Origin of the sequence: Tessaracoccus flavescens (assembly GCF_001998865.1) — a bacterium.
GTDB classification, from domain to species: Bacteria; Actinomycetota; Actinomycetes; order Propionibacteriales; family Propionibacteriaceae; genus Arachnia; species Arachnia flavescens.
This window is the reverse complement of sequence record NZ_CP019607.1, coordinates 2,506,336-2,532,999: the sequence shown is the minus strand read 5'-3', so window position 1 is coordinate 2,532,999 and position 26,664 is coordinate 2,506,336. Positions and strand designations below refer to the sequence as shown.

27 protein-coding genes are annotated in these 26,664 nt (G+C 68.4%); 12 read left to right on the top strand and 15 right to left on the bottom strand.

The window, feature by feature from the left end:
• Window positions 1–17 precede the first annotated feature (17 nt).
• Window positions 18–779, top strand: coding sequence for a hypothetical protein (locus BW733_RS12120; RefSeq protein ID WP_077350801.1), 762 nt, complete (start codon window positions 18–20; stop codon window positions 777–779).
• 219 nt (window positions 780–998) lie between these two features.
• Here BW733_RS12120 and BW733_RS12115 read toward each other — a convergent pair whose 3' ends face one another.
• Window positions 999–1,820, bottom strand: coding sequence for a Cof-type HAD-IIB family hydrolase (locus BW733_RS12115; protein ID WP_161490224.1), 822 nt, complete (start codon window positions 1,818–1,820; stop codon window positions 999–1,001).
• A gap of 466 nt (window positions 1,821–2,286) precedes the next feature.
• Between BW733_RS12115 and xseA the strand changes: the two genes are divergently transcribed.
• Window positions 2,287–3,513, top strand: coding sequence for an exodeoxyribonuclease VII large subunit (xseA, locus tag BW733_RS12110; protein WP_077350798.1), 1,227 nt, complete (start codon window positions 2,287–2,289; stop codon window positions 3,511–3,513).
• Window positions 3,506–3,727 carry an exodeoxyribonuclease VII small subunit gene (locus BW733_RS12105; protein ID WP_077350796.1) on the top strand — a complete coding sequence of 74 codons (222 nt, stop codon included), beginning with the start codon at window positions 3,506–3,508 and terminating at the stop codon, window positions 3,725–3,727. Before xseA ends, BW733_RS12105 begins: the two co-directional genes overlap by 8 nt.
• Window positions 3,728–4,018: 291 nt before the next feature.
• On the opposite strand, the gene BW733_RS12100 is transcribed toward BW733_RS12105, so the two are convergent.
• Entirely contained in the window at window positions 4,019–4,585 is a 567-nt protein-coding gene (locus BW733_RS12100; protein WP_161490223.1) for a DUF4245 domain-containing protein, read from the bottom strand.
• Between the two features lie 92 nt (window positions 4,586–4,677).
• On the bottom strand, window positions 4,678–5,478 hold the full coding sequence (locus BW733_RS12095) for an isoprenyl transferase (protein ID WP_077350792.1): 801 nt from the start codon (window positions 5,476–5,478) through the stop codon (window positions 4,678–4,680).
• A gap of 192 nt (window positions 5,479–5,670) precedes the next feature.
• On the opposite strand from BW733_RS12095, the gene trhA reads away from it, so the two are divergent.
• The 3 genes from trhA to phoH2 all read left to right on the top strand — a co-directional run bounded on the left by trhA (window position 5,671) and on the right by phoH2 (window position 8,614).
• Window positions 5,671–6,342 carry a PAQR family membrane homeostasis protein TrhA gene (gene trhA, locus BW733_RS12090; RefSeq protein ID WP_077350790.1) on the top strand — a complete coding sequence of 224 codons (672 nt, stop codon included), beginning with the start codon at window positions 5,671–5,673 and terminating at the stop codon, window positions 6,340–6,342.
• Between the two features lie 54 nt (window positions 6,343–6,396).
• Window positions 6,397–7,053 (top strand): PIG-L deacetylase family protein, encoded by a 657-nt coding sequence (locus tag BW733_RS12085; RefSeq protein ID WP_077350788.1) that lies wholly within the window; start codon window positions 6,397–6,399, stop codon window positions 7,051–7,053.
• A gap of 337 nt (window positions 7,054–7,390) precedes the next feature.
• Window positions 7,391–8,614, top strand: a complete 1,224-nt coding sequence (gene phoH2 / locus BW733_RS12080; RefSeq protein ID WP_237268406.1) for an RNA 5'-3' helicase PhoH2 — start codon at window positions 7,391–7,393, stop codon at window positions 8,612–8,614.
• A 43-nt stretch (window positions 8,615–8,657) separates the two neighbouring features.
• Here the strand turns inward: phoH2 and BW733_RS19885 are convergent, their stop codons facing one another.
• The gene (locus tag BW733_RS19885) at window positions 8,658–8,765 is read right to left on the bottom strand and encodes a (4Fe-4S)-binding protein (protein ID WP_335755097.1); all 108 of its coding nucleotides are present in this window, start codon (window positions 8,763–8,765) and stop codon (window positions 8,658–8,660) included.
• 485 nt (window positions 8,766–9,250) lie between these two features.
• Between BW733_RS19885 and BW733_RS12070 the strand changes: the two genes are divergently transcribed.
• From BW733_RS12070 to BW733_RS12060, 3 genes are all read left to right on the top strand, one after another.
• Window positions 9,251–9,973, top strand: coding sequence for an ROK family transcriptional regulator (locus tag BW733_RS12070; RefSeq protein ID WP_077350784.1), 723 nt, complete (start codon window positions 9,251–9,253; stop codon window positions 9,971–9,973).
• Window positions 9,951–10,478, top strand: coding sequence for an ROK family protein (locus BW733_RS12065; RefSeq protein WP_077350783.1), 528 nt, complete (start codon window positions 9,951–9,953; stop codon window positions 10,476–10,478). Before BW733_RS12070 ends, BW733_RS12065 begins: the two co-directional genes overlap by 23 nt.
• 356 nt (window positions 10,479–10,834) lie before the next feature.
• Window positions 10,835–11,314 carry a P-loop nucleotide/nucleoside kinase family protein gene (locus BW733_RS12060; RefSeq protein WP_202970196.1) on the top strand — a complete coding sequence of 160 codons (480 nt, stop codon included), beginning with the start codon at window positions 10,835–10,837 and terminating at the stop codon, window positions 11,312–11,314.
• Window positions 11,315–11,957: 643 nt separating this feature from the next.
• On the opposite strand, the gene BW733_RS12055 is transcribed toward BW733_RS12060, so the two are convergent.
• Together BW733_RS12055 and BW733_RS12050 are read right to left on the bottom strand one after the other, a co-directional pair.
• On the bottom strand, window positions 11,958–13,508 hold the full coding sequence (locus BW733_RS12055; RefSeq protein WP_202970195.1) for a purine-cytosine permease family protein: 1,551 nt from the start codon (window positions 13,506–13,508) through the stop codon (window positions 11,958–11,960).
• Between the two features lie 43 nt (window positions 13,509–13,551).
• Window positions 13,552–14,547, bottom strand: coding sequence for an asparaginase (locus BW733_RS12050; RefSeq protein WP_161490222.1), 996 nt, complete (start codon window positions 14,545–14,547; stop codon window positions 13,552–13,554).
• Between the two features lie 133 nt (window positions 14,548–14,680).
• Between BW733_RS12050 and BW733_RS12045 the strand changes: the two genes are divergently transcribed.
• A complete protein-coding gene (locus BW733_RS12045) occupies window positions 14,681–15,661 on the top strand; it encodes a polysaccharide deacetylase family protein (RefSeq protein ID WP_152024693.1) in 981 nt (326 codons plus the stop codon).
• A gap of 96 nt (window positions 15,662–15,757) precedes the next feature.
• Window positions 15,758–17,095 (top strand): aspartate aminotransferase family protein, encoded by a 1,338-nt coding sequence (locus tag BW733_RS12040; RefSeq protein WP_077350777.1) that lies wholly within the window; start codon window positions 15,758–15,760, stop codon window positions 17,093–17,095.
• Between the two features lie 208 nt (window positions 17,096–17,303).
• Here BW733_RS12040 and BW733_RS12035 read toward each other — a convergent pair whose 3' ends face one another.
• The 8 genes from BW733_RS12035 to BW733_RS19485 form a co-directional block, all read right to left on the bottom strand.
• Entirely contained in the window at window positions 17,304–18,251 is a 948-nt protein-coding gene (locus BW733_RS12035; RefSeq protein ID WP_077350775.1) for an ATP-dependent DNA ligase, read from the bottom strand.
• A 2-nt stretch (window positions 18,252–18,253) separates the two neighbouring features.
• A complete protein-coding gene (locus BW733_RS12030; RefSeq protein WP_202970194.1) occupies window positions 18,254–18,637 on the bottom strand; it encodes a VOC family protein in 384 nt (127 codons plus the stop codon).
• A 45-nt stretch (window positions 18,638–18,682) separates the two neighbouring features.
• Window positions 18,683–18,913, bottom strand: coding sequence for a hypothetical protein (locus BW733_RS12025; protein WP_077350773.1), 231 nt, complete (start codon window positions 18,911–18,913; stop codon window positions 18,683–18,685).
• 177 nt (window positions 18,914–19,090) lie between these two features.
• Window positions 19,091–20,104, bottom strand: a complete 1,014-nt coding sequence (locus tag BW733_RS12020; protein ID WP_077350747.1) for a tyrosine-type recombinase/integrase — start codon at window positions 20,102–20,104, stop codon at window positions 19,091–19,093.
• A 138-nt stretch (window positions 20,105–20,242) separates the two neighbouring features.
• Complete coding sequence (locus tag BW733_RS12015) at window positions 20,243–21,547, bottom strand: ISL3 family transposase (protein WP_077350771.1); 1,305 nt, start codon at window positions 21,545–21,547, stop codon at window positions 20,243–20,245.
• A gap of 235 nt (window positions 21,548–21,782) precedes the next feature.
• Window positions 21,783–22,631, bottom strand: coding sequence for a transglutaminase-like domain-containing protein (locus BW733_RS12010; RefSeq protein WP_077350769.1), 849 nt, complete (start codon window positions 22,629–22,631; stop codon window positions 21,783–21,785).
• A 33-nt stretch (window positions 22,632–22,664) separates the two neighbouring features.
• Window positions 22,665–23,006, bottom strand: coding sequence for an ankyrin repeat domain-containing protein (locus BW733_RS19490; protein ID WP_237268181.1), 342 nt, complete (start codon window positions 23,004–23,006; stop codon window positions 22,665–22,667).
• The gene (locus BW733_RS19485) at window positions 22,970–23,962 is read right to left on the bottom strand and encodes an ankyrin repeat domain-containing protein (RefSeq protein WP_237268180.1); all 993 of its coding nucleotides are present in this window, start codon (window positions 23,960–23,962) and stop codon (window positions 22,970–22,972) included. Before BW733_RS19485 ends, BW733_RS19490 begins: the two co-directional genes overlap by 37 nt.
• Before the next feature lie 87 nt (window positions 23,963–24,049).
• Here BW733_RS19485 and BW733_RS12000 point away from each other — a divergent pair, with 87 nt between their 5' ends.
• Window positions 24,050–24,619, top strand: coding sequence for a P-loop NTPase family protein (locus BW733_RS12000; protein WP_202970193.1), 570 nt, complete (start codon window positions 24,050–24,052; stop codon window positions 24,617–24,619).
• A 9-nt stretch (window positions 24,620–24,628) separates the two neighbouring features.
• On the opposite strand, the gene BW733_RS11995 is transcribed toward BW733_RS12000, so the two are convergent.
• Entirely contained in the window at window positions 24,629–26,638 is a 2,010-nt protein-coding gene (locus BW733_RS11995) for a thioredoxin domain-containing protein (RefSeq protein WP_077350767.1), read from the bottom strand.
• Window positions 26,639–26,664: the final 26 nt, after the last annotated feature.

The following is a 26,664-nucleotide window of genomic DNA, read 5'->3' as shown; positions in this document are numbered from 1 at the left end:
CTTAGTACCCTTGCGCCATGGATTCGCCGCAACTGCACGCCATCGGGTTCGACGCCCCCACCGTCGAGGAGATCATCACCAAGGCCTTCGAGGCCGGCGTCCGGGGCATCAACAGCGCCCCCGGATTCGCGATGATCGGCACCTACACCGACCCGAGCGGTGCCCGGCTCGTCTTCCTGCAGCGCGAGGGCGAGTCGGTCAACACGACCGCCGGGCTGGTCGCCGAGACGACCTACCGGGCCCAGGTCGTGCGCTTCACCGACCTGCTGGCCAGGGTCGCTCTGTACAGCGACGAGGGTGAGGGCCAGCTGCTCATCCAGTACCTCGCCATGGTCGACGACCCCGTCTCGTATCCGCAGCACGATCTGCAGGCGGAGGGTGAGTACAGCGTCGTCAAGGCACTGCAGGTGGGCGCACTCGCGATCGACGTCGAGGTGTTCGCCGACGCGGACGCCTTCTACGCGTCTCCGGAGTCACGCGCAGGCGAGCTGCAGCTCACCGTCGACACGCTCCTCTCCCCCGGCCTGGTCGGCCTCCAGGCCGCCGCCATCAGCCCCGTCGAGGCGACCCCCACCATGCTGATGGCGCTGACGGTGGAGCGGGTGGAACGCCGCACCAACGCCCTGACCGGGGTCGAGTTCCAGTACGTCATCGGCCGTTCCGCCGTCGAGCTGTCTTGCGGCATCCCACTCGACCGTCCGGTCGAGCCCGGCAACGTCGTCTTCGGCACCTGGTACGGCACCTGCTCCTCCGGGCTGTGGGACGAGGAGACCGGCTGACCCCTGGGTCCGACCGGACCTCGTGAGCCGGGTCAGGCACCAGCGACCCGGGCACAGATCTACGAGGAGCGCAGGCGGCGCCAATAGAGGAACGAGCCCCGCTCACCGTAGATCTGTGCACGGAATGCGCCCCGCAGAGGTCCCACCTGAGCATGCCCGCCAGGAAGCGGGTGGGCCTACGCGTGCTGCTCGCCAGCAGATCAGACCTGGCTGGCCCCTTCAGGCGGACCAGCCGTTGGCGGCGAGCTCCTCGACGACCGAAGCGACGCCGTCGTCGAGGTTGGTTCCGGTGACCACGTCGGCGATCTTCCTCACCTCAGGGAGGGCGTTGCCCATGGCCACCCCGATCCCCGCCCACGCGATCATCTCCAGGTCGTTGTTGTTGTCACCGAAGGCCACGACCTCGTCGGGCGCGATGCCGAGGGTGGCGCACACGGTTTCGAGGCCGGACGCCTTGTTCACCCCTGCGGCAGCCACCTCAAGGAACGGGGCGCCCGAGGTGGACACAGACACGCCCGGCACCTCGAGCCGCTGTGCCGCCTCCCGCAGTTCCTCGGGCTCCACATCACGGCCACGGACCACGAGCTTCAGGCTCGGCGATCCGAGCACGACGTCGAGCGGGTAGTGCTGAAGCACTCCCCCGCGGCCGTGGTCGCCGGGATCCATCATCCCGACGTAGCCGGCCTCGGGCCAGAAGGTATCGCCGCCGTCGCGCACGGAGACGCACACCAGCGAGGGGAACAGTTCCCGCAGCGACAGGAAGAGTTCGGTCTGCGCCTCGACCGAGACGGAGTGCTCGAACATGATCTCCCCGGTGCCGAGGTCGGTCGCGACCGCCCCGTTGGCGCCGATGACGAGCCCCTCGGCGAGCCACGTGTCGCGCAGCACCTCCGCGATAGAGAAGGGCTGCCGTCCGGAGGTGGGAACGACGAGCACCCCCTCGTCGCGGGCGCGGGTGAGCGCGGCAAGGTTCCTTGCGGAGGGACGATGCGACGCGTCGATGAGGGTTCCGTCGATGTCGGTCGCGATGAGCCTGATCACGCCTCCGAGCCTAGCGGCGACGCGGCGAGGACGCGCCCCCGAGGAGTCGGGCCGCAACGCACGACCTGACGGCAACCCGCGCAACCGTTCGTCCGAGCGGAGCCGCGTCGGCAGGTCGCTTCGCCAGCCCCCGGTTTGGGCTCGCTCCAGCCCCCACGCCGGCACCAGCGGCCGCAGCGGCGTCTCCGTCGCACCGCCCTCAACGCCCCCTCCTCAGGCCACGGCGGAGCGGACCGAAGCCCTTTTCGACCTCGGCGACGACGCAGCCCGGGGCGCCCTCCCGACGACCCGGACGTGCTGTCCCGCCGACAACCGACCGTGCAGTCGACCGACCCGATGAGCCGGTCGGGTTGTCGCGCCGACCATCGCCTGCGGCATCCGACGATGCCACCCTGCCGAGGATCCTGCGGAGAACTACCCGTCCAGCGCTTGGCCGCCTGTCAGCGTCGGCCACTAAGGTCGACCCATGGCGCTGAACTCATCCCAGGACTCGCCCCAGCCACTGGGGCGCGTGATCGGCGCCGTCAAGGACTGGGTGGGCCGGCTCGGCGAGGTGTGGGTCGACGCGCAGGTGGTCGAGATCAAGCGCCGCAGCGGGGCGACCCAGTTCATGACCTTCCGTGACCGGATGGCCAACATGTCGGCAAGCGTCACCGTCTCGACCCTCGTCCTCGACGCCGTCGGCCCGCTGCCGGAGGGCTCGCGCGTGACGGCCCGGATCCGCCCGCGCGTCTGGGACCGCAACACGAGCATCAGCTTCGAATGCCTCGAACTCCACGTCGCAGGCGAGGGCAGGCTGCTCGCCCAACTCGAGCAGCTCAAGCGCAAGCTCCAGGCCGAGGGCCTCTTCGACGAGTACCGCAAGCGCCAGATCCCGGCCCTTCCCCGGATGATCGGGCTCGTCACCGGGCGCGACTCCGATGCCGAACGCGACGTCGTCACCAACGTCGGGCGCCGCTGGCCCGCCGCCGTGATCCGGACCCGGTACGCGCTCGTCCAGGGGGTCAACTCCGCCGAGTCGGTGATGACCGCGCTCGCCGCCCTCGACGCCGACCCTGAGGTCGACGTGATCATCCTCGCCCGTGGCGGCGGCTCGCTGGAGGACCTGCTGTCGTTCTCCGACGAGGGTGTGGTCCGTGCCGTCGCGGCCGCACGGACGCCCGTGATCTCCGCGATCGGCCACGAGCGCGACTTCCCGCTGGTCGACTTCGTGGCCGATGTCCGTGCCTCCACCCCCACCGACGCCGCCAAGCGAGTCGTCCCCGACCGCGCCGTCGAGGCCGCCCACGTCGCGCAGTCCCTTGCGCGGCTGAGGCGTGCGATCGACGCCCAACTCGCCCGCGAGCAGCACCTGCTCGACACCGTCCGGTCCCGCCCGGTGATGGTGGATCCCACGTCGGCGTTCGTCGCCCACTTCGAGCGTCTCGACCTCCTGCGGCACCGACTGGACGGCGCGATCGAGCGCCGGCTGCGCAGCGAACAGTCCGACCTGAGGGCGGCCGTCAGCACCATCCGGGCGCTCTCTCCCAAACGCACGCTCGAGCGGGGCTACGCCGTCCTGGTCAGCGACGAGCACGAGTCCATCGCAAGCGTGTCCGACGTCGCCCCCGGCGACCGCATCCACGCCTACCTCGCCGATGGAGAGCTCACCCTCGACGTCGTCGAGCCAAGCACGAAGGAGCAGCATGGCTGAGCAGAGGGCCGCAAAGGAGCCGACCTACGAGGAGGCGCGCGAGGAGCTGATGCAGGTCGTCACCAAGCTGGAGTCAGGCGGGGTCTCGCTCGCCGACTCGATGGCGCTCTGGCAGCGGGGCGAGGAACTGGCGGCGCTGTGCCAGAGGTTCCTCGACGGGGCGCTCGAACAGGTGGCGAAGTCGCGGGTGGTCGAGGACGACCCCGAACGGTGACCCGAGGGCGGGCGCGTCGGGCTGTAGCGCGCGACCGCTCCGCTGTCTCCGCGCCGCCCCAGGCACGCATCGCAGTACCAGATCCCCGGCGGCACACGCCCTCACACCGGCAGAGAATCGCGCTTGGCCTGCTCGTTCCACGAGGCGGCTGGAGGGGCCGAAGCGGATCTGCGCGGCTGAACCCACGCGACGGGGCCCCAAGATCGAAGCGAACCTGCGGTCCAGGCCTGGGGCCGAGACCTGAAATGGAGCCCGCAGCGACCTCGTCGACGCCACGGCGCCTGCGGCCGCTCACTCGGAGCCGGGTGCCACCTCGACAAGGCTCGCGGCGAAGGCCTCAAGTTCGATGAAGTCGGCATCGGCCGTGACGATCGCCACGTCCTCGTCGCCCTCGCTGACGAGGCTGCGGGTGCGGCCGTCCTCGCTCTCGTAACGATTCCACGTCCGTCCGGCGAACTCGACCTCACCGCCGACGGCCCGTCCCTGGCGGGTCGTGGTGTCGATGAAGCGCGCCTCGTTGTCGTTGCGCTGCTGGACGCCGTGGTAGACGCCGTCGGGCGACATGTAGCCGACCTGCCAGGAGTCCCCTTCGGCAGGCTCGTTCGTGATCCAGGGGTTGCCGTCGAGCGCCCAGGCGACGCGCACCGGCGACCAGCCCTCGCCGAGCCCCTCAGCCTGCAGCAGCGCATAGGGTGACTGGGCGCGGGCGACCTCGAACGTCTCGGCCACCGACACCTCTTCGACCTTCTGGTCGCCGGGCCGGGCGTAGAACAGTACGAGCAGGAGCACCGGCACCAGGATGACGGCCATCGAGATGATCATGTCCCGCGACCTGGAGTTCGGGTTGTGCGCTGCCATGGGTGCCATCGTATCCGCAGCGCGGCAGGCCTCCGAACGACCGGGATCCCACCGCCGGTCCGGGCAGCCGCCGCAGGTGGAGGAACTGGGGCTCAGCGGCCGAAGCGACGCTCCCGCTGGGCGTAGGAGCGCAGCGCGCGGACGAAGTCGACCCGACGGAAGTCGGGCCACAGCGCCTCACAGAAGTAGAACTCGCTGTGCGCCGACTGCCACAGCAGGAAGCCCGAGAGCCGCTGCTCCCCCGAGGTGCGGATGATCAGGTCCGGATCGGGCTGCCCCTTCGTGTAGAGGTGTTCCGAGATCTGCTCGATCTCCAGCGTCTGGGCCACCTCCGCAAGCGTCGCGCCCTCCTCGGCGCGGGCCGACAGCAGTGACCGGACGGCGTCGCGCAGTTCCTGCCTCCCACCGTAGGCGATCGCGACGTTGACCTGCATGCCCTGCGTGCCGTCCGTCGACGCGGAGGACGCCTTCAACGACTCCACCATCTCGTCGGGAAGCAGTTCCAGCGATCCGACGGCCTGCACGCGCCACCGCCCCGTCGCCGCGAGCTCGCGAACAAGCTGCTCGATCACGGCGAGCAGCGGGGAGAGCTCATCGTCGTCGCTGCGCTTCAGGTTGTCGGTGCTGAGCACCCAGAGTGTGACGACCTGGAGGTCGGCCTCGTCGCACCATTCGACGAACTCCATCAGCCGTGCCGCCCCTGCGCGGTACCCCGCCACGAGCGGCTGGCCCGGCGCGTTGAGCCGGGCCCAACGCCGGTTCCCGTCGGCCAGCACGGCGACATGCTGTGGGAGCGAGTCACGGTCGAGCGCGTCGAGCACCAGCCGCTCGTAGGTGGTGTAGAGCCACCGCGGCGGCCAGTGTCGCTCGACCACTCGGCTCCACCAAGACATGCCACGCAGCTTAGTGGCAGGAGGCGGCACGCGCCCGCAGGAGGCCCGCTCGACAACGACGACGGCGGTTGCGCGACAACGTCGCGGGTGGGAGCCAAGCACCGTGCGACCGAGGGCTTGGAATCTGCGGCCGCAGCGACTAACCTACGGAAGCGTAGGTTACGGAAGCGTAGGGAGGTGAGCACCTTGACGATGGACCAGGCAGACCTGACCCCCACCCCTGAACCGACCACACCGCTCAAGCCGATGATGCGCGGCTGGCTGCACCTCGGGATGGCGCCGGTGATCTTCATCGCCGGCCTCGTGTTCACCGCGCTCGCGCCCACCGTCGAGGGTCGCATCGGCTGCGCCGTCTACACACTCACCGCCGTGCAACTGTTCGGCACCAGCGCCGCCTACCACCGCGGCAACTGGTCCGACCGGGGGCTGGCGATCTTCCGGCGCATCGACCACTCGAACATCTTCGTGTTCATCGCGGGCACCTACACCCCACTGACCCTCACGCTCCTGGACGGCGCCTCCCGATGGTCGCTGCTGATCCTGATCTGGTCGGTCGCGATCCTCGGGGTCATCTTCCGCACCACCTGGCTCAGCGCACCGCGCTGGCTCTACACGCTGCTCTACGTCGCAATGGGCTGGGCGGCCGTCGGCTGGATGAACCAGTTCTGGACCAACGGTGGCCCGGCCGTCGTCGTGCTGCTCGTCGCAGGCGGCCTCGTCTACTCGCTCGGTGCGCTCGCCTACGCCACGAAGAAGCCCCGACTGTCGCTGCGCTGGTTCGGTTTCCACGAGGTGTTCCACAGCTGCACCATCATCGCGGCGGTGCTGCACGCACTCGCGATCGGCTTCGCCGTCTTCGGCTGAGCAACCCGACCGATTACCCACTGCGCGTAGCCGCGGGCGGCTAGCATCGCCAGCATGACGATGGCATTTCCCACCGACTGGCAGCGCGCCCTCATCATCGTGGCGCACCCCGACGACCCCGAGTACGGCCTCGCCCCCGCCGTGTCCAAGTGGACGAGGCAGGGCAAGCACGTCACCTACGTGCTGGCGACCAGCGGCGAGGCGGGCATCGAGGGGATGCCGCCGGACGAGGCCGGCCCCCTCCGGGAACAGGAACAGATCCGCGCCGGGCTGCAGGTCGGCGTCAAGGACATCGAGTTTCTGGGCCTGCCGGACAGCCGTCTCGCCGAGCACCCCGAGGAACTGCGCGAAGCCATCGCGGCGGCTGTGCGGCGACACCCCGCCGAACTGGTGATCAGCCTCTACCGCGGCCCCGAGTGGGGACCTGGGCTGCCCAACCAGGCCGACCACATCGCCGTCGGTGACGCCGTCGCCGACATCGTCACGAACGCCTGGCTCTTCGAGAACGGACCGGAGCCGACGCACCACGTCGACGTGAGCGACGAGGACGTGCAGGCGGCGATCAACTCGCTCGCCGAACACGAGGTCTACCTCTCGGTCCTCGACCCGAAGACCCCCGTCATGTCGCAGGCCCGCGCCCAGGTCTACCGCTCGATCGCACGCGACGGCCACGACATCCGCGTCGGGCTGCGCCTGATCAACCGCCCCTGACCCGAGCCCGACGCCCGCCGTCGAGCCTGATCTCGACGTGACGACCCACCCACGCGTCGCCTCCGACACGCAAGTTAACGCCAAATGACAATCGTGTGATTCTGCCACGAAATCCGCGACGGGCGGGTTATCGTCTCGCCATGGAGACGTACTCCATCACCGCCACCCAGGTCCCCTGACCGATCAGCTCGGGGCCGGACCAAGCACCGCCCCCGGGGAGGGAGCAACAGTGCTCAACGCGTCCGACCAGCAGGCCACCTCGACCGTCGTCCCCGACGACACCGCGATCCGCACCTACGTCGTCGACACCTCGGTGCTCCTGTCCGACCCACGCGCCATGCTGCGCTTCGCGGAACACAACGTCGTGCTGCCCATCGCGGTGATCACCGAACTCGAGGCGAAACGCCACCACCCCGAGCTCGGCTACTTCGCCCGCTCCGCGCTTCGGCTGCTCGACGACCTGCGCGCGGAACACGGCCGGCTGGACACCCCGCTGGCGATCAACGACCAGGGCGGAAACCTTCGTGTCGAACTGAACCACACCAGCCAGGAGGCGCTCCCCCTCGGATTCCGGCTCGGGGACAACGACACCCGCATCCTCGCCGTCGCGCTCAACTACGCCAACGAGGGTCACGACGTCGTGCTCGTCTCCAAGGACCTCCCCCTGCGGGTCAAGGCATCAGCGGTCGGCCTGGCCGCCGAAGAGTACCGCAACGAGATGCCGACGCAGACCGGGTACACGGGCATGGCGGAGGTCAACGTCGGTAGCGACGAGGTGTCGAGGCTCTACGAACAGGTCCGCATCGAACTCGACACCGCAGCCCCTGTCAACTCGGGCGTCGTGCTGCATGCGCCGGGCTCGAGCGCGCTGGGTCGGGTGACGCCGGGCGGCACGGTCAGCCTGATCAAGCAGGACCGTGAGGTCTTCGGCATCCGCGGCCGTTCGGCCGAGCAACGGGTCGCGCTCGACCTGCTGATGGACGACTCCGTCGGCATCGTCTCGCTCGGCGGTCGGGCAGGCACGGGCAAGTCGGCGCTCGCGCTGTGCGCGGGCCTCGAGGCGACCCTCGAGCAGCGCAAGTACTCGAAGGTGATGGTCTTCCGCCCGTTGTATCCGGTTGGCGGGCAGGATCTCGGCTACCTCCCCGGCACCTCGACGGAGAAGATGCAGCCATGGGGCGAGGCGGTGTTCGACACCCTCTCCGCGGTGACCAACAAGTACGTGATCGAGGAACTGCTCGCGCAGGAGATGATCGAGGTGCTGCCGTTGACCCACATCCGCGGCCGGTCGCTGCACGACGCCTTCGTGATTGTCGACGAGGCCCAATCGCTCGAGCGCAACGTCCTGCTGACCGTGCTCTCGCGCATCGGCCAGAACTCGCGCGTGGTGCTCACCCACGACGTCGCCCAGCGGGACAACCTGCGCGTCGGGCGCCACGACGGCATCGTCGCGGTGGTTGAGAAACTGAAGGGAAACCCCCTCTTCGCGCACGTCACCCTCACCCGCTCGGAGCGCTCGCCCATCGCGGCGCTCGTGACGGATCTGCTCGAGGAGAACTGACCCAACCCCGGACCGGGAGCGCCGGGAGGCGTGGTCCGGATCGTCAGCCCTGGTGCTCGACGATCTCCAGCGCCCCGGAGGGGCAGGTCGCGATGACGGCGCGCAGCCGGTCGGCCGCCTCCGGGTGTCCGCGGCGCCGCTGTCGACCCAGGGCCGGGCCGAGGTGTCGAACACCTCCGGCATGCCCCGTACACAGCGGAGTGCTGGCAGACCTCGAGGTCGAAGGAGACGTCGACGATCGGCCCGGTGTACAGCTTGCGCGTCACGGTCGGCCCTTTCAGAGAAGGGCTCCACCGTCCCACCACGACGCTGCGCCCGCAGTCAGCGCCGGTTGCACCGTTGGACAATATTCGAGTGGCCGTCAGCTCCCGTCCGGGCACACGCGGGTGGTTCACGACACATTGTGCGCGCTCAACGGCCGAGTCCATCTCGACCTCAAAAGGCGTCCGCGACCGCCCCACACAGCGTGGGCGCCGCGTGGAACGCTCATCCACGGTGCGCATTCAGGCGCCCTACGTTCGCTACAGGCCGATTGTCACGCTCAAATCGTCGCGCTCATCACGAAAATATGACGTCTGAACATTTCTTTTTGTCGCAGTGTTGACGGAAAAAAAGCGGGTGGCTTGGCTGTCCCCCATGGATTCGCAGAGGAACGCCAGAGAGCAGCACCGCGTGGCCGTGCTCGGTCTCCTGCACTCCGGGGTGCACCTCACCCGGGGCCAGATCGCCGCCCAGCTCGGCATCACCCGATCGACGATCTCCGAGGTGCTCACCGAACTCCAGGAAGAGGGCGCCGTCGTGGTGTCCCAGGTGCAGCGGCACGGCGGACGCGGTCGTCCCGCCGAGGTGCTGTGCGCCCATCCCGGGGCCGTGCGCTACATCGGCGTCGACTACTCCCACACCAGGGTGGTGGCCTGCATCGCCAACTCGACCGGCCAGGTCATCGCCAAGGACTCGGTCACCTACTCCCGCGATGACGGCTGGGAGAAGCGCTGCCGCGCCGGGATCGACCTCGTGCAGAGCATGCAGAGCGAAGACATCCACTTCGGCTCGCTCAGCAGCGTCTCGATCGGGCTGCCCGGCCCGAACTCGGCCACCTGGGACTCCGGGCTTCCCGACGCCGTCCGCGCCGAACCGTTCCACATGGTGAGCGCCCGGATCCGCGAGCTGTTCAGCCAGGAGTTCGGCGTCCCGGTCGTTGTCGACCACCACATCCGCTTCGCCGCCCTCGCCGACGCCTCCGTCGGTCGCTCCACCGCCCTGCAGAACCTCGTCTACCTCCGCATGTCGAGCGGCATCGGCGGGGCCGTGATCACCTCCGGTTCCGTCGCGACGGGTGCCCACGAGCAGGCGGGGTGAGATCGGCCACTTCACGGTCGACCGCGGCCCCGACGCGCTGCCGTGTCGCTGCGAACGCTCCGGCTGCCTGGAGACGCTCGCCTCTATCGACGCCCTCGCAAAGGCCTGGTCCGAGGCCGGCGGCTTCGGAGACAAGGCCGACTTCGAGGCAGCCGCCCTCGCCGGCGACGAGGCTGCCGTTTCGCTGCTGCACCTCGCGGCCGAACAAGTCGGCACCGTGCTCGCGCTGGCCGTCCTGGTTGCCGACCCGGGCGAGGTCGTGCTCGCGGGTGAGGTGCCCCACCTGCTCCCCGACTTCACTGAGCGCGTCCAGGCGGCGATGCTGCCGGGCGTGCTCGCCTCACAGAACATCCCCGTCCGCCGCGCCCAGCTCGGCGACGAGGCAGGCGCCCTCGGCGGCGTCGTCGCCCTGATGGCCCAGCGACAGGCCTCCCAACCCATGAAGGAGTCTCCCTTGAGCCCGTCCCGCCTCGTCGTGACAGGAGCCCCCCGTGTCGGTTACTGAGACAGAGGTCGTCGCAGTCGAATCGACACCCGGTACGTGAGCGCCGCCGCATGGTCGCCGAGGCCGACCAGCCTCGACTCGGAGAGCTCATAGCGGGTGCATGGTTGAGCGACTGCACGACAGCGTCGCGATCCAACATCGAGCCGTCCACGAGGATCATCAGGGCATCGGCGGTCATGAGACCCCCGTAGAACTCGCTGTCGCGCGACGCGCACAGCGCATCCCAGCCATCGCGCTTGAGGGTGAGGCGATCATCCAGAGCCAGATGGGTCATGCCCGCACCGTAGCTGGGCCTCAGAGAGCCGGGAAGACATAGCCACTGCCGTCCCGCGGGGGTCTCCCGTAGGCTCGTGATCATGCCTCGCGTCATCTTCATGTGCGGCCCGGCGGGTTCGGGGAAGTCCACGGTGGCGCGCTCCCTCGAGGAGGACGGATTCGTGCGACTGTCCTTCGACCAGGAGGCGTGGGACCGGGGCCTGCGGTCGATGCCTCTGGAGGCCGCCGATCATGCAGCGATCGATGCTTTGCTGCGACATCGCCTGATCGAGCTCGTCGATCAGGGGCGTGACGCTGTGCTCGACTTCTCGTTCTGGTCGCGCGCGATGCGCCAGGACTGGCGCGCGCTCCTCGAGCCGCTGGGTGTTGTGCCGGAGACGATCTACCTGGCGACGGACCGGCAGACGTGCCTGCGGCGTGTCGAGGCGCGGGTCCTGGGGCACGGGGACGACTACACCCTCGACCCCGAGATCGCCGCCTCCTACGTTGACGGCTTTCAGCCGCCCACCGAGGATGAGGGGCCTCTGACGGTGATCAGGCCGCATCCACGGAAAAGGTGACGGGCCCGCAGGGATGTACGCCTCCCCCTTACTGGAGCGGCGTCTCGCAGTGACGCCAGCCGTGCATCTCGGTACATCGGCCAGTCAGCTGGGGACACCCGGTGAACGGACACAGTCATGGCGGGGAGTGTAGGCAGCGCCGACCTACCTTCGCCAGATTTTTCACTTATGCCGCCGACCACTCGAGCTGCGCCTAGTCGCGCTAGAGAGTTGGGCGTCAACCGTCTTGCTCGGGCACCCTCGTTCGCGAAGAGCCAGTTTTCGGACATGACCAACCCCCACGGTGATCAAAGGATGTGTGAATGCGGTACTGGGGGTGGGTCTACTGGGCTCGGGCCGGCGGCCGCGCGGGCTGCTCAGCGCGGCGGGGGTTCCTCGGCTCGATCATGGACGAGCAGCAGCCGACGGTCCGATATCCACATTGCATTCTCCTGGGACGACTCAGCGCACTTTGCGCCGCGGGCTGGCGGTGGCCAGGAGACCTGGGAAAGAGGGCTAAAACGCCCGTCGGGCCCGCGTCAGATGCAACTCTAGGACGCGCTGCCGAGCGTCCACAAGAGCCGCGGGTGCGCACCATTGTGCACACATGAAACGACCGCGGTGCACCGGAATCCCAGTGCACCGCGGTCGGTCGGCGAAGCGGTCAGACGGTGACCTCGGTCTCCATCTGCGCGTGGTAGCCGGGGGTCTCGACGATGGCCTGCTCGGGACGGGCGGCCAGCGCCTTCGACAGCACGATGTGCAGCACGAAGGTGATGATCAGCGCACCGATACCGGCCGGGAAGTCGAACGGCAGCGGCAGGAAGTACTGGAAGACGATGCCCAGGATCGCGCCCACGATGAACGAGATGATGCCGGGCAGCCGCACGTTCGGCAGGTCGTCCGGCGCACCTGTCGAGTACTCGCGCTTGCGAACCACGTAGTAGTCGGCCAGGATCGGGCCGGCCAGCGGCACGAAGGCCGCACCGAGGATCGTGATGAAGTCGGCGAAGAAGTACGAGTAGAAGCCGAACGCACCCAGGATCGAGCCGATGATGCCGACGACGATGACGATCTTGCCGCGCGGCAGCCGGATACCAACGGCATTCGCGGCCGGGCCGAGGTAGAGCGCGTTGCAGTAGAGCTCGCTCATGTTGGTCGTCCAAAGCGCCAGCACCCACAGCACCACGCCGAGGATCGTCAGCACGACGCCCTTGGTGACCATCCACGAGATGAAGTTCGAGTCGCCGGTGGCGATCGAGCCGGTGTACCCGATGAGGTTCAGCAGCGGGTTGGTCAGGATGAAGCAGGCACCCGCGCCGATCAGCACGTGCGACGCCTGCCGGGCATAGCGGAAGATGTCGACACCCATGATCACGCCCGCGATCCAGGCGCCGACGATGATCGTCACACCGGTGCCGAGCGACATGCCCTCCTTGGTGGCGGCCTCGGCCAGCACATTGCCCATGCCGCCGAATTCGCTGACCATCATGACCGCAGCGATGATCGCGACGATAAGGATGAACGGCGCCGCGGCACCCGAGATGCGCTCGATCGCGACGATGCCCTTCCAGGCCGAATAGGTGAAGACCAGGCCCCAGAACATCGAGATCAGGATGTATTCGAGCGTCAGTCCGTTGAAGTAGATGCCGGTCAGATCACCCAATGCCACGTCGAAGATGTCACCGACCATGCCGACGATGGACGCGAACCAGCCCAGCGTCAGGAAGGCCATGATGACCATCGGCAGGATGATGCCCTTCTTTCCGTACGAGTAGCGCGAGATCAGCGAGAGGTTGAGGCCCGCCCGCATCGCCGGGACACCCAGCGCAATGGTGAGCAGGACCAAGAAGCCCTGGCCAACGATGATCGTGCCGAGCGCCATCGGCCAGGTCATGCCCGGCTCCCCACCTTGGCCGGCCAACTGGCCACCGACGATCAGACCGGTCGGCACATAACCGAAACCGACCCAGATGACGAACATCGACAGCCACGAGCGCCGTGCCGCCCGGGGTACCGGCTCGAGCATGAACTCTTCATTGCTCGCATCGACCTCGGGGGCCTGATGGTGATGTTGAGCATGCGTGTGGTCGTCCACAGTGCTTGACATTGCACTTCCTTTCGCATCCGCGGACACCTCCTGTAGGGGAAGCTCGAAGCGGTCGCATTTGGCGCCTATAGGATGCACAAACGCTACCGGCTCGCGCGCCTGCAAAGGTTACGACACGGTAACGAGATGATGGGATCTGGATCACAGGTCAACGTGAGCGACGCTCGAATTCCGCTCTGACTTTGGATGTTCCAGAACCGGAGGCGAGTAGGGCATAGAGCAGCAGTCGAGACTTCAGGGCGTCCAACCAGCCCGCACCGATCAACCCGCGGTTCAGCAGGTCAACCTCCGATCCCGGGTAGCCGTAGGACGATTGGGTGGTCGAACCGCCACCGGTGCGGGACGCGAAGACCACCGGGATGCCGGCCTGGACCGCGCGTTCGGCCGCGTCAGCCATCGATTCGGGGACATGCCCCGAACCCATCGCCGCGAGCACGATGCCGCGCGGCCCGGTGGCGATGATGGCGTCGAGGGCGCGTCCATCATCGGCTAGGCCCGCCATCACTATCGGAACTCGCACCTGCTCGTCGGTGGGTGCCGGCAACGGCGCCATCCGCTGCGAGCGCCGGTAGGCGACGTGGACGCGTCCCTCGAGCAGCCGGGCGATCTGGCCCCACGAGGACGAGGTGAAGGCCTGCAGCGAGTTCGCGTCCTGCTTGGCGACATGCTGGGCGAGGTGCACCTCGTCGTTCATGACCACCAGGACGCCGTTGTCGCGCAGGTCGGGCTCGACGGCCACCCGCACCGCGGCCACCAGATTACCCAGCCCCTCGGAACCGGCATCGTCGGCGTAGCGCATCGCGCCGGTGATCACCAGTGGCTCGGGGCGATCCCACCACAGGTCGAGCAGGTAGGCGCTCTCTTCGAGGGTGTCGGTGCCCTGCACGATCACCACGCCGACCGCACCCTGCCCGATCGCCTCGTGCGCCGCGGCGAACACCTGACGCACATGGCTGATCTCGAGTTGCGGCGAACCCAGCTTCGCCAGCGTCCTCCTGCGGATCTCGATCTTTGGCAGGTAGCGGCCCAGCGCGGTGGTGAGCTCGTCGGCGCCCAGTGTCGGCACGACGGGTTCACCGCGGCCGTGCGAGGTCATCGAGATCGTGCCGCCCAAGGAGAAGATGGCGACCAACGGCAGTGACATGGGCCACAATCTATCGCCGTTCGCCCAGCCGGGGAGGGCTCGGGTAGGCTTGACGGATCGACCATACGACGTCGCGGCCGGGGCCCGGGAACGATCGGGCCGGCTGCTCGCCAGCATGAAGGAGCGCGCAACAATGCCGAGCCAAGAGCAAGTGGCCAAGAACCACTGGTACCGCAATGACGACATCCCCGGTGTGGCGGGGCCTGACCGCGAGATCCGGGGCTACGGGCCGAACCCGCCGAAGATCCGCTGGGAGAACGACGCCAAGGTCGCCATCAACATCGTGATCAACTACGAAGAGGGCTCCGAGATGACGTTCGCCATGGGCGACGGCGTCAACGACGGCATGTACGAGCTGCCCTTCAACGTGGACGAGCAGCGCGACCTGGCCAAAGAATCGATGTACGAGTACGGCTCGCGGGCCGGCATCTGGCGGCTCTTCCGTACCTTCGATCGCTACGACATCCCGATCACGGTCTTCGGCGCCGCGGTGGCGCTCGAGCGCAACCCTGAGGTCGCGAAGAAGATCATCGAGCGGGGCGACGAACTGGTCGGCCACGGCTACCGCTGGATCGACCACTACCACTACACGCGCGAGGAAGAGAGGGATCTCATCGAGATGGCGATGGATTCCTTCGACAAGCTCGGGCTCAAGCCCGAGGGCTGGTACTGCCGCGAGATGTCGACCAACACCCGCGAACTGCTGGTCGCTGACGGCCGCTTCCTCTACGACTCCGACTACTACGGTGAAGACCTGCCGTATTGGACGTTCATCGACGGCAAGTCGCACCTGGTCGTCCCCTATTCGCTGGTCGTCAACGACTGCCGCTACATCATGGGCACCGGGTTCGCCGCTCCGTCCGACTTCGTCGAGATCGCCAAGCGCACCGTGCAGCAACTGCTGGACGACGGCGACGACTGCGGCCGCATGATGTCGATCGGCCTGCACCCACGCATCACCGGCAACCCAGCGCGCACCCACGGCCTGGCCGAGTTCATCGCCTGGGCCAAGGAGCAGGAGGGCGTGGTCTTCATGCGCCGCAACGACATCGCCAAGAAGTTCATCGAGCAGGTGCCGCGTCCCGAAACCCCCGAGGACCGACCCAACCGCTGATACTGCCGGATTCGGGCGGGTGGCCAAGCGGCTGTCCGCCCGATCTGTTTATCCACTGTTCCGCACGTCAATGCCTGTCAAAGGGGATATTGCGAGATGACTGATCGAACCGCTGAACTGATCGCCCGGGACGCCGCCGTCATCGCCGGCGTGGAGAAGTTGCGCTTCTTCCCGGCCACGATGGCGTCCGGCAAGGGCGCCGAACTGACCGATCTTGAGGGCAAGACCTATGCCGACCTGACCTCGACCTGGACGGCCGCCGGGCTCGGCTACGGGCACCCGCGGGTGGCCGAGGCGGTGGCGCAGGCCTACCAGGCCCCGCCCAGCGCCGGGTTGTCGATCATGCACGAGTCCGCGGTGCGGCTCGGCGAGCGGTTGCTCGAACTGGTGGACGGCGAGGGTGACCGACGCGTCTACCTGGGGCTGGCCGGCTCGGACGCCTGCGATGTGGCGCTGCGCTGCGCCCGCGCCGCGACTGGCAAGCAGACGATCGTCGCCTTCGAGCACTCGTACCACGGCGGTTTCGGGCTGGCCCAGTCGGTCTCCGGGGTGCTGGTCGAGGGCGGCGCGGCACCCTACCCGCACGGCATCTTCGTGCCCTACCCGAATCCCTTCCGGCCGCACGCCGGCAGCATCGAGGCCTCGGTGGACGATTCGCTCGCCCAGGTCGAGGCGGCGTTGCAGGGCGGCGACGTGGCCTGCGTCGCGGTCGAGCCGATCTTGTCGGATGGCGGTTTCGTGGTGCCACCGGAGGGCTTCTTGAGTCGGCTGGCCGAGTTGGTGCAGCGCTACGACACCTTGTTGCTGGTCGATGAGGTGAAGATGGGGCTGTGCCGGCCGGGCGCGTTCAACACCTACGAGCTCGAGGGCATCACCCCCGACATCGTCTGCCTGGGCAAGTCGCTGGGCGGCGGGCTGCCGCTGAGCGCGGCGATCGGACCGGCCTGGGTCTTCGACTCGCCTCCGGCCTCAGCGCTGCTGACGATGGCCGGCAACCCGATCTGCGCGGCCGCCGGGCTGGCGGTGCTGGATGAGCTCGTCTCCGGCGACTATGCGTCACGGTGTGCCAAGTTGGGCGAACACTTCATGGGACGCCTGCGCGGGCTGCAGAACGGTGCGGGCATCGAAGGTGGACGCAGCGCCGAGCGGATCGGCGACGTGCGCGGGCACGGCCTGTGCATCGGGCTGGAACTGGTGCGCGATCGAGACTCGAACCAGGTCGACTCGGACCTCACCCGGAAACTGGTCTTCCGCTGCTGGCAGCTGGGCGTCACGGTCTTCTCGGTGGGCGAGAACGTGCTCGAGATCACTCCCCCGCTGGTGATCAGCCCTGAACAGATCGATCGGGCGGTCGAGGTGATCGATCAGGCTATCTGCGACGTGATCGACGGCAAGGTGAGCGACGCCGACGTGGCGCCGTGCTCGGGTTGGTGACCAGGCGCGCGCCTGACGGCGACTTCTTGAGCAGGCCGCATTGCGCACAAACCCGCTGACAAGGGGTTTCGCTTCTCGGCACGATGCGAGTACCGGGCAAAGGTCGCCGTCAGGCGCGCCGGTTGGGGGCCAGGGCCCGTCATAGCGGACCGCGCGCCTCCGGGCGATCGCGGCCCACACCCGCTCGATCGTGCCGACCGGCGCGCCGCTACCCGGCAGCCCGGTCGGCCAGCGCCCGCACCTGCTCGATGGTGTCGGCCTGCTCGGCGGTCTTGTCGTCCCGGTAGCGGACGACCCGGGCGAATCGCAGCGCCAGCCCGCCCGGGTAGCGGCGCGAGCGCTGCAGCCCATCGAAGGCGATCTCGACGACCTGCTCGGGCCGCACGTGCACGGTGTAGGTGTCCCGGTGCGTCTCGAGCGCCAGGAAGCGTTCGGTCTGCCAGTCGAGCATCTGGTCGGTCATGCCCTTGAAGGTCTTGCCGAGCATCACGAAGCCGCCGGACGCCGGGTCGTGCGCGCTGAGGTGGATGTTCGAGAGCTTGCCGCGGCGCCGCCCGCTGCCCCATTCGACCGCGAGCACCACCAGGTCGAGGGTGTGCACGGGCTTGACCTTGACCCAGCCGGCTCCGCGGCGGCCAGCTTCATAAGGTGCGGCCAGGTCCTTGACCACCACCCCCTCGTGGCCCTGCGCGAGCACCTCTTGGGCGAAGACCTCGGCCTCGGCGGGGTCGGCGGTGACGATGCCCGCGATCAGCTGTTCGGAGAGGACGATCCCGGCGAGGGCGGCCCGGCGCTCGTGCAGCGGGCGGTCGATCAGCGACTCGTCGTCCAGCAGCAGCGCGTCGAAGAACCACGGCTGCAGCGGCCAGGCGGGCACACCCTGGGTGGCCGAGCCGGCGGCAGTCTCCTGGAAGAGCCGGGGTCGGCCGGCCTCGTTGAGCGCGAGCGCCTCGCCGTCCAGGATCGCGCTGCGCACCGGGAGTGCGGCAACGATCTCGACCACGTCAGGCAGCCGCGCGGTGATTTCGTCGAGCGAGCGACTGAACACCCGCACGCTGGACGCGTCCCTGTGCACCTGGATGCGGATGCCGTCGAGTTTCGCCTCGACCGAGACCGGCGCCGCGCTGGAGGTCTCGGTCAGGCTCTGCAGGAGCATTCTCAGACCTCCGCGTCAGCAGGAGGTGACTGGGCGATCGCGACCACGTGCCCATCAGGGTCGAGCCCGTAGCCCACGACCTCACCCCAGCCACGTGGTACGAGCGGGGCCAGCAGCGCGCCGCCAGCCGCCACCAGACGGTCCAGCAACGCCGCAGCGTCGGGACGACGAAGGTAGATCTCGCAGCGCTGACCCGAGCCGCGCCACAGCCCGGGCACCAACTCGGCCATGTCGGCGAACGGTATCAACCCCAGCGTCACCCCGCCGAGGTCGGATTCGGTCATGCCGGGAACGTCCAGGATCGGTGCCGTCCCGAGCAGCGCCGACCAGAACTCGCGTGAGCGGGCCTGGTCGTCGATGTAGCAGATGATCTCGTTGCGGTTCACATCACCATCTTCGACTGCGCGCCGCCGTGACTTGGCAATTGGCGATCAGCGACTCGCTGAGGCCTTGAACTGACCGATGGTCTCTGCCAGCTTCACCGGCTGGTCATAGAGCTTGAGGATCGTGCTGCCCACGAAGTCACCGTCACCTCCGGACTCCTCGACCATGGGATAGTCAGCCGGTGTCGCCACCCCGACGCCGCAGTAGATGGGTCGCCGCACCCCCAGTTCTCGCAGCCGAGCGATGCAGGCAGCCAAGGTCGGGTAGCGGGGGTTCATCTGATCGCACTTTGCCGGCTCTTCACAATGCAGGGTGTAGGTGGGGTTTGACTCCTCCGGTTTCGAGGAGGCTTCTGGCTATGGTATGTCGACCTCGGGGTTATGTTGACCGACGTCGTGGGGTGCCTGTTCCAGTGCGGGTTGGGGCCTGAGCCGATCAACATAACCGTGCGGGGTTCAGCGGTTCTTGAGGAACGCGATGAGAGCGTCCGAGGCTTGGTAGCGGGCCGGTGGCCGCTCATCGACGGCGGGGACGCGTTCCAGGGTTCGTCGTTTGAGTTCGAGGTCGGCGTGGAGGTAGATCTGCGTGGTCTGGATGTTCGAGTGCCCGAGCCAGAGCGCGATGCTCGCGGTGTCGATCCCGGCGTGCAGCAGGCTCATTGCGCAAGTGTGCCGCAGCGTGTGGGGCGTGACGTTCTTCTCGGCCAAGGAAGAACACCGTCCGACCGCGGCAGCGGTATGACGGGCGATGAGCTTGCCGACCGCAGCCCTGGTCAGTGGCGTCCCGGCGTGGGTCGGGAACAGTGGCCCGTCCGGTACGGGTGGAAGCTCGCCGAACCAGGCGTTGAGGAGTTGGACGGTGTTCTTCTGGAGTGGGATCACGCGTTGCTTGCGGCCCTTGCCGATGCATTCGAGCTGGCTGTGCGGGCCGATCTGGATGCTGTCGATGTGCAGGCTGGTCAGCTCGCTGACGCGGAGTCCGGTTTGGATGCCCAGGTGCAGCAGGAGCCGGTCTCGGCGCCCGAGCCAGGTGCCGGTGTCCGGGGCTGCGATGAGGGCTTCGGCTTCGGCAGCGGTCAGGAACGACACGAGGGTGGTCTTGGTGCGTTTCGCGGGGATCGCGAGGACTTGGCTGATCGTTGCGATCGCGTCGGGTGCCCGGTAGCTGGCGTAGCTGAAGAACGACCGCAGCGCGGCCCGGCGGGCGTTGCGGGTCGCGGCGGAGTTGCCGCGCTCGGTTTCCAGATGCTGGAGGAATCCGCCGATCAGGTCCGCGTCCAGATCGGCCAGGGTCAACGCCGACGGGGCGATCCCGGTGGCCTGCTGGGCGTAGGTCAGCAGGAGCCGGAACGTGTCGGCGTAGGCAGCAGCGGTGCCCTCTTGCGTGGACCGTTCCCGCAGCAGCCACGCTTCGAACTCGTCCAGCACGTCCCGCGCGTCAGCGCGGCACTGATCACGATGAATCACCATCTTGGTCCTCCTGACCCGAAGCCAGGCGATCCCAACGATCGCCCGGTCAGATCAAGCGAACCCCGACCCGAGCATTCATCGTTATGTTGACCGGATCAGGCCCCAACCCGCACTGGAACAGGCACCCCACGACGTCGGTCAACATAACCCCGAGGTCGACATACCGTCGCTTATGCGGAATTCCGCATAAGCGATGTAGTGGGTCAGGTTCCTAAATCCCAAGGCGATCCCGCGGAGGTGTTCGAGGCGTCCGTTGATCGCTTCGGTTGGGCCGTTGCTGGTGCCTGGGCGGTCGAAGAAGGCGAGCACGTCGGCCGCCCGTCGGTGGAGGGTCCGGCCCAGGCTGACGAGCTCGACGAGGTCTCTCGGGACGCCGGTGCTGACCGAGTCGATCACGCCTTGAAGGAGGAACCGTCCAAGTTGCTTGTCGGGATTCCGGTAAGCCACGACGAATCGTTGGTAGATACTCCATGTCGCGTAGACCTCGGTGTGCTGTTCGTCGGCGAACAGTGCCTCCAGTCGGGCGACTTGCTTGTCGGTGAGTAGATCGACGCCGGTGAGCAGGGTGCGGCGGGCGCGGTAGAGCGGGTCACCGGCGCGGCCCCGATGCCCGCAGGTGTCTTGCTGGACGCGCTGGCGGCAGCGGGTGAGCGCTTCGCCGGCGAGCCGGACGACGTGGAACGGGTCCATCACCGTGGTGGCGTTGCCGAGTTCCTCGACCGCCGCGGTCTTGTAGCCGGTGAATCCGTCCATCGCGACGACCTCGATCCCCTTGCGCCAGGCTCGTGGGCGGGCGGCGAGCCACGTCTTGAACACCTGTTTCGAGCGTCCCTCGACCATGTCCAACAAGCGCGCCGGACCGGTGCCGTCCCTGGTGGGGGTGAGGTCGATGATCACGGTGACGTATTTCTCACCACGGCGGGTATGGCGCCAGCAATGCTCGTCGACCCCGATCACCTTGACCCCGTCGAACCGGGCCAGGTCGCTGATGAGGACGCGCTGTCCTTCTGCCAGCACGGCGTCGTTGGCGGTGTTCCACGCGACGTCGAGACCGGCGGCGATCCTGGACATGCTCAGGTGTTGGACCACAAGTCCTTCCAGTCCCCAACGCAGCGCCGCGCGCGACAGCTTCGAACGCGGCTCGGCTGCGGCACTGGTGTCTTGACGCCACACCCGCCCGCACTCGATGCACCGATAGCGCCGGAGCCGCACGTGCAGCACGGTAGGGCGCCACCCCAGCGGGACATGCGACAAGAGTCGCACCACCGAGCCCCGGATGAGGCCCTGGCCGCCGCAATCTCGGCACCAGTCGTCGGCGTCGACCGGGCGGCAGGCCAGGATCGCACGGTCGGGTTCGATGCGCTGGCCGGTGACTTCCAACCCGAGGCCGTCGAGACGGCAGAAACTAGTCAGATCAGGGCACGTGAAGGTAGCGTCGGACACGTCGAGGTCTTCCAGATGGGGAGCGTGAGAACTTCCATCTTCGGAGGGCCTCGACCCCTTCAGCCAGCCGCCACGCCGCAACCCCGAACAGCGCTACCTACACCCTCGATTGTGAAGAGCCATCAAACGACTCCTGCGAGATACGCTTTGACGGGAGATCTCGTTCTCGATTGATCCTTTCGGCCTCATCCTCCCAGTCCGCGAGCAGCCCTGCAGTTGCGAGCTCCGCAGGCCCTCAGACCGCTGACGCGAGTGACTCCTCCACCGGTTCGCCGCCGAGCGGGTCGAGTCGCAACACGGTGCCCGTCGGGTGCAGCCGGTCGTCCGAGCGGTAGAGCCGCTCGAGGTCCTCGTCTCGCCCCTCGACGAGCAGGTGCGCAAGTTCGTCGACGACAGCGTCGTCGAGTTCACCGTCGGGGAGGAGCCCTCCCCAGAGGTCCCAGAGCAGGAGCTCGTCACCGCACAGGTGCGCTGCCTCGAACACGACGTAGTCGCGCACGAGGGGTGGCCCGATGAGCTCCGGCAAGTCGGGCGCGACGCCGTGATCCGTGAGATCCAGCTCGCCGGAGCGCCAGCCGAGCCAGGCCTCGGCGGCCGTCCGGAACAGGCGTTGGTCCGGTGCCGTCAGGTCGTGAGGCGAGAAGTCGGGCGACGGGTCGACGAACTCCGGGTCGAAGCGCAGCCACCGCTCTCCGTCCCACAGTTCGGCGACGACGTGGTCGGCCCACCAGCCGGGGATGAAGTAGCCGGCGAACCCGACCCGGGTCCGCGCGGGGACGCCGTGCGAGCGAAGGATCGACACCGCGAGCAGAGCATGGTCGCGGCAGCACCCGTGCACCCGTGAGAGTGGGGGCCGCGGCTCGGAGAGTGGAAGCGGGTGCCGGGACTGGTCGGCTTCGAGGATCTCGGCCACGCCGCGCAGGTGGATCTCCCCCGCGTTGCCCTGATCCAGCCCCTCGGTCTCGGCGCGGTAGTGGCCGACCAGATTGGTCACTGTCCTGGCGATGGTGGCGATCTCGGGGTCGACGGCGGCGACAAGGGAGGCGTAGGGTCCGGGGTTCGAGTAGGCGCTGTGGCGTTCCATGCGAGAAGCCTCCCACCTGACACTGTGTCAGGGTCAAGACCCCGCTGCGAGGACCTCTGCAATCTCGTCGAACCCCTTGTCGCGGGCGTGTTCCAGCGCGGTGACGCCGTTCTTGTCCGCGATCGACGGGTCGGCACCCGCGCCGAGCAGCGTCGTGACGATGTCGACATACTTCCCGGAGCCGTCACCGAGGATCACGGCCTCGAGCAGTGCGGTCCAGCCGAGGTCGTTGACGTGATTGACGTCGATGTCGGTCTGGACGACGCGGCGCACGTAGTCGGCGTGGCCACGCTCGCTCGCCGGGATCACGGAGAGACCCCCGAAGCGGTTGCGGATCGTCAGGTCCGGGTTGGCCGGGAGCAGCGACTCGAGCATGTCGACCGAGCCCGTGACGCCGGTGACGAGCCACGGGGTGTCGTGCTGGTCGTCGAGGGTGTCGGGCGAAGCGCCCATGGCCACGAGCAGGTCCGCGACCGCCACGTGGTCCTCGGTGACGGCTGCAGCAGCGCCGTCCTGCCCGCCGCGTCCTTGGCCTCGAGGTCGGCCCCGGCCCGAAGCGCGAGCGCGACGAGATCGGCCTCGCCGTCCTGTGCCGCCTCGATCAGGGTCGTGTCGGGATCGACCATGTCGCCGCCCCCGGCGCTGGCGACGAGCAGCGCCTCCTGCGGCTGGAAGCCCTTCTCACGCGCCATCCGCAGCGGGGCCAGGCCCTCCTGGCCAAAGGGACGATCGAGCTCAACTCCCCCAGCCACGAGCACCCGAAGGGTCGTGGCATAGGCCTGGTTGTCCTTGCCGAGCCAGATCGCCTCGTGGATCGCCTGGTAGCCGATCCGGTTGACGTGGTCACGGTCGATGCCCGCGCGGAGCAGTTCGCCGACCACGAGGAAGTGGCCACGCTCGGCGGCGCGGATCAGGCCGGTGCCGTTCCAGGAGTCCTTGTCGTCGACGACGGCGCCGTTGGCGAGCGTGAGGCGCAGCAGGTCGAGGTAGCCCTCGCTGGTGGCGACGAGGTAGGCCGACTGCTGGGTGTCATCCTTCGCGTTGACGTCCGCCCCCTGCCCGATCAGCTCCGTCGCCGCCGCGACGTCGTCGTCCCAGGCCGCCTTGAACAGCGCGGCGTCCAGTTCGGGCTTGGGGGCCGGGGCGGCCGCCGCCGACGGGGTCGGGGTCGGCGTGGGACTCGGCTGCACGCTCGGCGACGGGGCGGGCGACGCGCTCTGCGTCGGCGCCTGGCTCCGAGCCGAGGGGGTGGGGGTCGGAGTTGGGATGTCGTCTGGCGTGGTGCAGGCGGCGAGGGTCAGCAGCATCGCGGAACCGATCAGTCGACGCATCAGCGCCTCCCTCCCTTGGCATACCAAGTGTGGGAGGCGGTTCAAGCGGCCCCCGCCGGCAGCCGCACGGCTGCGTAGACTGTCGCCGTGCTCACCGCCGACGACCCGCTCCCCCTGCGCCCGCGACGGATCGCGGTGGTAGGCGTGTCGGGCTCGGGAAAGACGACGCTCTCGGATCGGATCGCCGAGGGCATCGACGCCCCGCGCACCGAGACCGACTCCCTGTACCACGGGCCCGAGTGGACGGCGCGTCCCGAGTTCCTCGACGACGTCCGCGCAGCGGTTGCCCGGGACTCCTGGGTGATGGAGTTCCAGTACCGCGCGGCCCGCCCGATCATCGCGGCCCGGATGGACCTGCTCGTCTGGCTCGACCCGCCGTTCTGGACGACGACGCTGCCCCGCGTCGTGCGCCGCACCGTGCACCGCAGGTTGACCCGGCAACGGATGTGGAGCGACAACCAGGAGGGGCCGCTCTGGACGTTCTTCACCGACCCGAACCACATCGTGCGCTGGTCGCTGCAGACCAGGCACAAGTACCGCGACACCATCGAAGAACTGGCCGAGGCAAAGGGCTGGACCGTCGTGCGGCTGCGCTCGCAGCGTGAGGTCGAGCGATGGCTCTCCGGCCCGCTCGCGGCCGCCGTCAGCGCGCCATGAAGCTGGGCACTAGACGCGCGACCACAGCGGGGTCTTCAACTCCGCGTACTCGCTGACCGGGTCGAAGCACACCGTGCCGCGACACACATAGGCGAGGCCGTCGACCCGCTCCTCCAAGTGTGAGCCTAAGCCTTCTGCGCCTTCGGGCGCGGTCAGCACGACCGAGCCGGCCGGAGCCAACCGCCAGGCCGCGCGGGAGAGTTCAGAGAACGGGTCGGACGACACCACGACGGCGACCGCGGGCTTCAGCCCACGGCGGGCCTCGTCGGAGATCATCAGGTCGGCAAGAGCGGCCCCGGCGAAGCGTGGGTGCTCGGCGACCGCGGCCCAGGTCGTGCGGGCAGCCTCGTCCGCCCGGGCGACCAGCTCAGCGCGCTCGGTGAGCAGGCCGACGGCGCGCAGGCCGGAGATCAGCGCGGAGGTGCCGCTCGGGGTGACGTTGTCGGTCAGCGAGCGCGGCCGTTGGAAGAGTCCCGTGTCGACGGCGTCGTAGAAGCCTCCGTCGGGATGGGCGAAGGCCTCGACCGCCCGGTCCGCGAGTGCCTCGGCGCGCCGCAGCCAGGCCGCGTCTCCGGTCGCCCCGGCGAGCGCGACGAACGCCTCGATCACCGCGCCGTAGTCCTCGGAGCCTCCCTCGGCCGGGTCGGCGACACCGTCGCGCGACGATCGACGAAGGACGCCGTCGACGACGTGGACGTCGACGAGATGCTGGGCCGCGCGCAGCGCGAGCTCGAGCCACCCGGGCTCGTTGAACACCAGCGCCCCGGTGACGAGCGAGTGGATCATCCAGCCGTTCCAGCCCGCGACGACGAGGTTGTCGGAGGCGGGACGGAAGCGGTTGGAGCGCTCCTCGAGCAGGATGCCGCAGACCTCCTCCAGCTTGGCGAAGTCGGGTCGGCCGCGCAGCTGAAGGGTCGACAGGCCGTCCTCGAAGGTCCCGCCGCGGGTGACGTGGAACGTCTCGGCCGCCCAGTCGCCCAGCTCGGCGCCGAGGGCGTCGTCCAGCAGATCGGGGTTCCAGAGGTAGAAGATGCCCTCGTGGACGGCGCCTCGGATGTCGCACGAGTCCGCGTCGAGCCCGGAGATGAAGCCGCCCTCCTCAGAGACCATCTCGCGCTCGAGCCATTCGACGATGCCGTAGGCGGTGCGCTCGAGGAGCGCGCGGAGGCCCTCGTCGTGGTCGGCGGTGCGCCGCCAGCCGCGCACGTAGGTGCCGAGCAGGAGCGCGTTGTCGTAGAGCATCTTCTCGAAGTGAGGCACGACCCAGCCCGCATCGACGCAGTAGCGGTGGAAGCCGCCGCCGACCTGGTCGTAGATGCCTCCGCGGGCCATCGACTCGAGGCTGCGCTGGGCGATCTCCAGCGACCTGGGGTCGCCCTTGACCAGGAGCGCGTCGAGCAGGGTCGGTGCGGGGAACTTCGGGACGCCCCCGAAGCCGCCGTGGATCAGGTCGAAGCCCTTCTCGATCTCGTCGACGGCCGCGCGCAGGTCGGGAGCCTTCTCGGCGACCTCGTCGCTCTGTCCCGACAGCGTCTGGGCGATGTAGTCGGCCGATCCGGTGAGCTGGTCCCGGTTGTCGCGCCACGCGTCGGCCATGGCCTGCAGCACCTGGCTGAACGACGGCATCCCCTGCCGGGGCTCCGGGGGAAAATAGGTGCCGGTGAAGAACGGGAGCCCAGCGGGCGTCAGGAACGCCGTCATGGGCCAGCCACCCTGGCCGTTGTTCATGGCCTGGGTGGCGGTCATGAAGACGGCGTCGACGTCGGGCAGCTGCTGACGGTCGACCTTGATCGGGACGAAGTGGGAGTTGATGAAGCTGGCGACGTCGGGATCGTCGAAGGACTCGTGGCTCATCACGTGACACCAGTGGCACGACGCGTAGCCGATGCTGAGCAGGACGGGTACCTCGCGGCGGGTGGCCGCGGCGAGCGCCTCGGGTGACCATTCCCACCAGTCGACGCCCTGATGGGCGTGCTGACGCAGGTAGTCGCTGGAGGATTCGCTGAGGCGGTTGACCATGCGCTCAAGCCTAGTGGGCGTCGGCT

What these genes read in the sequence shown, in the direction of transcription:
- BW733_RS12085 (WP_077350788.1), top strand. Translation starts at nt 6,397, where the DNA reads ATGACGATGGCATTTCCCACCGACTGGCAGCGCGCCCTCATCATCGTG.
- BW733_RS12035 (WP_077350775.1), bottom strand. Translation starts at nt 18,251, where the DNA reads ATGCTCCTGCAGAGCCTGACCGAGACCTCCAGCGCGGCGCCGGTCTCG.
- xseA (WP_077350798.1), top strand. Translation starts at nt 2,287, where the DNA reads ATGGCGCTGAACTCATCCCAGGACTCGCCCCAGCCACTGGGGCGCGTG.
- BW733_RS19490 (WP_237268181.1), bottom strand. Translation starts at nt 23,006, where the DNA reads ATGCTCGAGTCGCTGCTCCCGGCCAACCCGGACCTGACGATCCGCAAC.
- phoH2 (WP_237268406.1), top strand. Translation starts at nt 7,391, where the DNA reads ATGCTGCGCTTCGCGGAACACAACGTCGTGCTGCCCATCGCGGTGATC.
- BW733_RS19485 (WP_237268180.1), bottom strand. Translation starts at nt 23,962, where the DNA reads ATGCGTCGACTGATCGGTTCCGCGATGCTGCTGACCCTCGCCGCCTGC.
- BW733_RS12010 (WP_077350769.1), bottom strand. Translation starts at nt 22,631, where the DNA reads ATGGAACGCCACAGCGCCTACTCGAACCCCGGACCCTACGCCTCCCTT.
- trhA (WP_077350790.1), top strand. Translation starts at nt 5,671, where the DNA reads ATGGACCAGGCAGACCTGACCCCCACCCCTGAACCGACCACACCGCTC.
- BW733_RS12020 (WP_077350747.1), bottom strand. Translation starts at nt 20,104, where the DNA reads ATGGTGATTCATCGTGATCAGTGCCGCGCTGACGCGCGGGACGTGCTG.
- BW733_RS12045 (WP_152024693.1), top strand. Translation starts at nt 14,681, where the DNA reads ATGCCGAGCCAAGAGCAAGTGGCCAAGAACCACTGGTACCGCAATGAC.
- BW733_RS12050 (WP_161490222.1), bottom strand. Translation starts at nt 14,547, where the DNA reads ATGTCACTGCCGTTGGTCGCCATCTTCTCCTTGGGCGGCACGATCTCG.
- BW733_RS12095 (WP_077350792.1), bottom strand. Translation starts at nt 5,478, where the DNA reads ATGTCTTGGTGGAGCCGAGTGGTCGAGCGACACTGGCCGCCGCGGTGG.
- BW733_RS12025 (WP_077350773.1), bottom strand. Translation starts at nt 18,913, where the DNA reads ATGAACCCCCGCTACCCGACCTTGGCTGCCTGCATCGCTCGGCTGCGA.
- BW733_RS12070 (WP_077350784.1), top strand. Translation starts at nt 9,251, where the DNA reads ATGGATTCGCAGAGGAACGCCAGAGAGCAGCACCGCGTGGCCGTGCTC.
- BW733_RS11995 (WP_077350767.1), bottom strand. Translation starts at nt 26,638, where the DNA reads ATGGTCAACCGCCTCAGCGAATCCTCCAGCGACTACCTGCGTCAGCAC.
- BW733_RS12105 (WP_077350796.1), top strand. Translation starts at nt 3,506, where the DNA reads ATGGCTGAGCAGAGGGCCGCAAAGGAGCCGACCTACGAGGAGGCGCGC.
- BW733_RS12060 (WP_202970196.1), top strand. Translation starts at nt 10,835, where the DNA reads ATGCCTCGCGTCATCTTCATGTGCGGCCCGGCGGGTTCGGGGAAGTCC.
- BW733_RS12100 (WP_161490223.1), bottom strand. Translation starts at nt 4,585, where the DNA reads ATGGCAGCGCACAACCCGAACTCCAGGTCGCGGGACATGATCATCTCG.
- BW733_RS12120 (WP_077350801.1), top strand. Translation starts at nt 18, where the DNA reads ATGGATTCGCCGCAACTGCACGCCATCGGGTTCGACGCCCCCACCGTC.
- BW733_RS12040 (WP_077350777.1), top strand. Translation starts at nt 15,758, where the DNA reads ATGACTGATCGAACCGCTGAACTGATCGCCCGGGACGCCGCCGTCATC.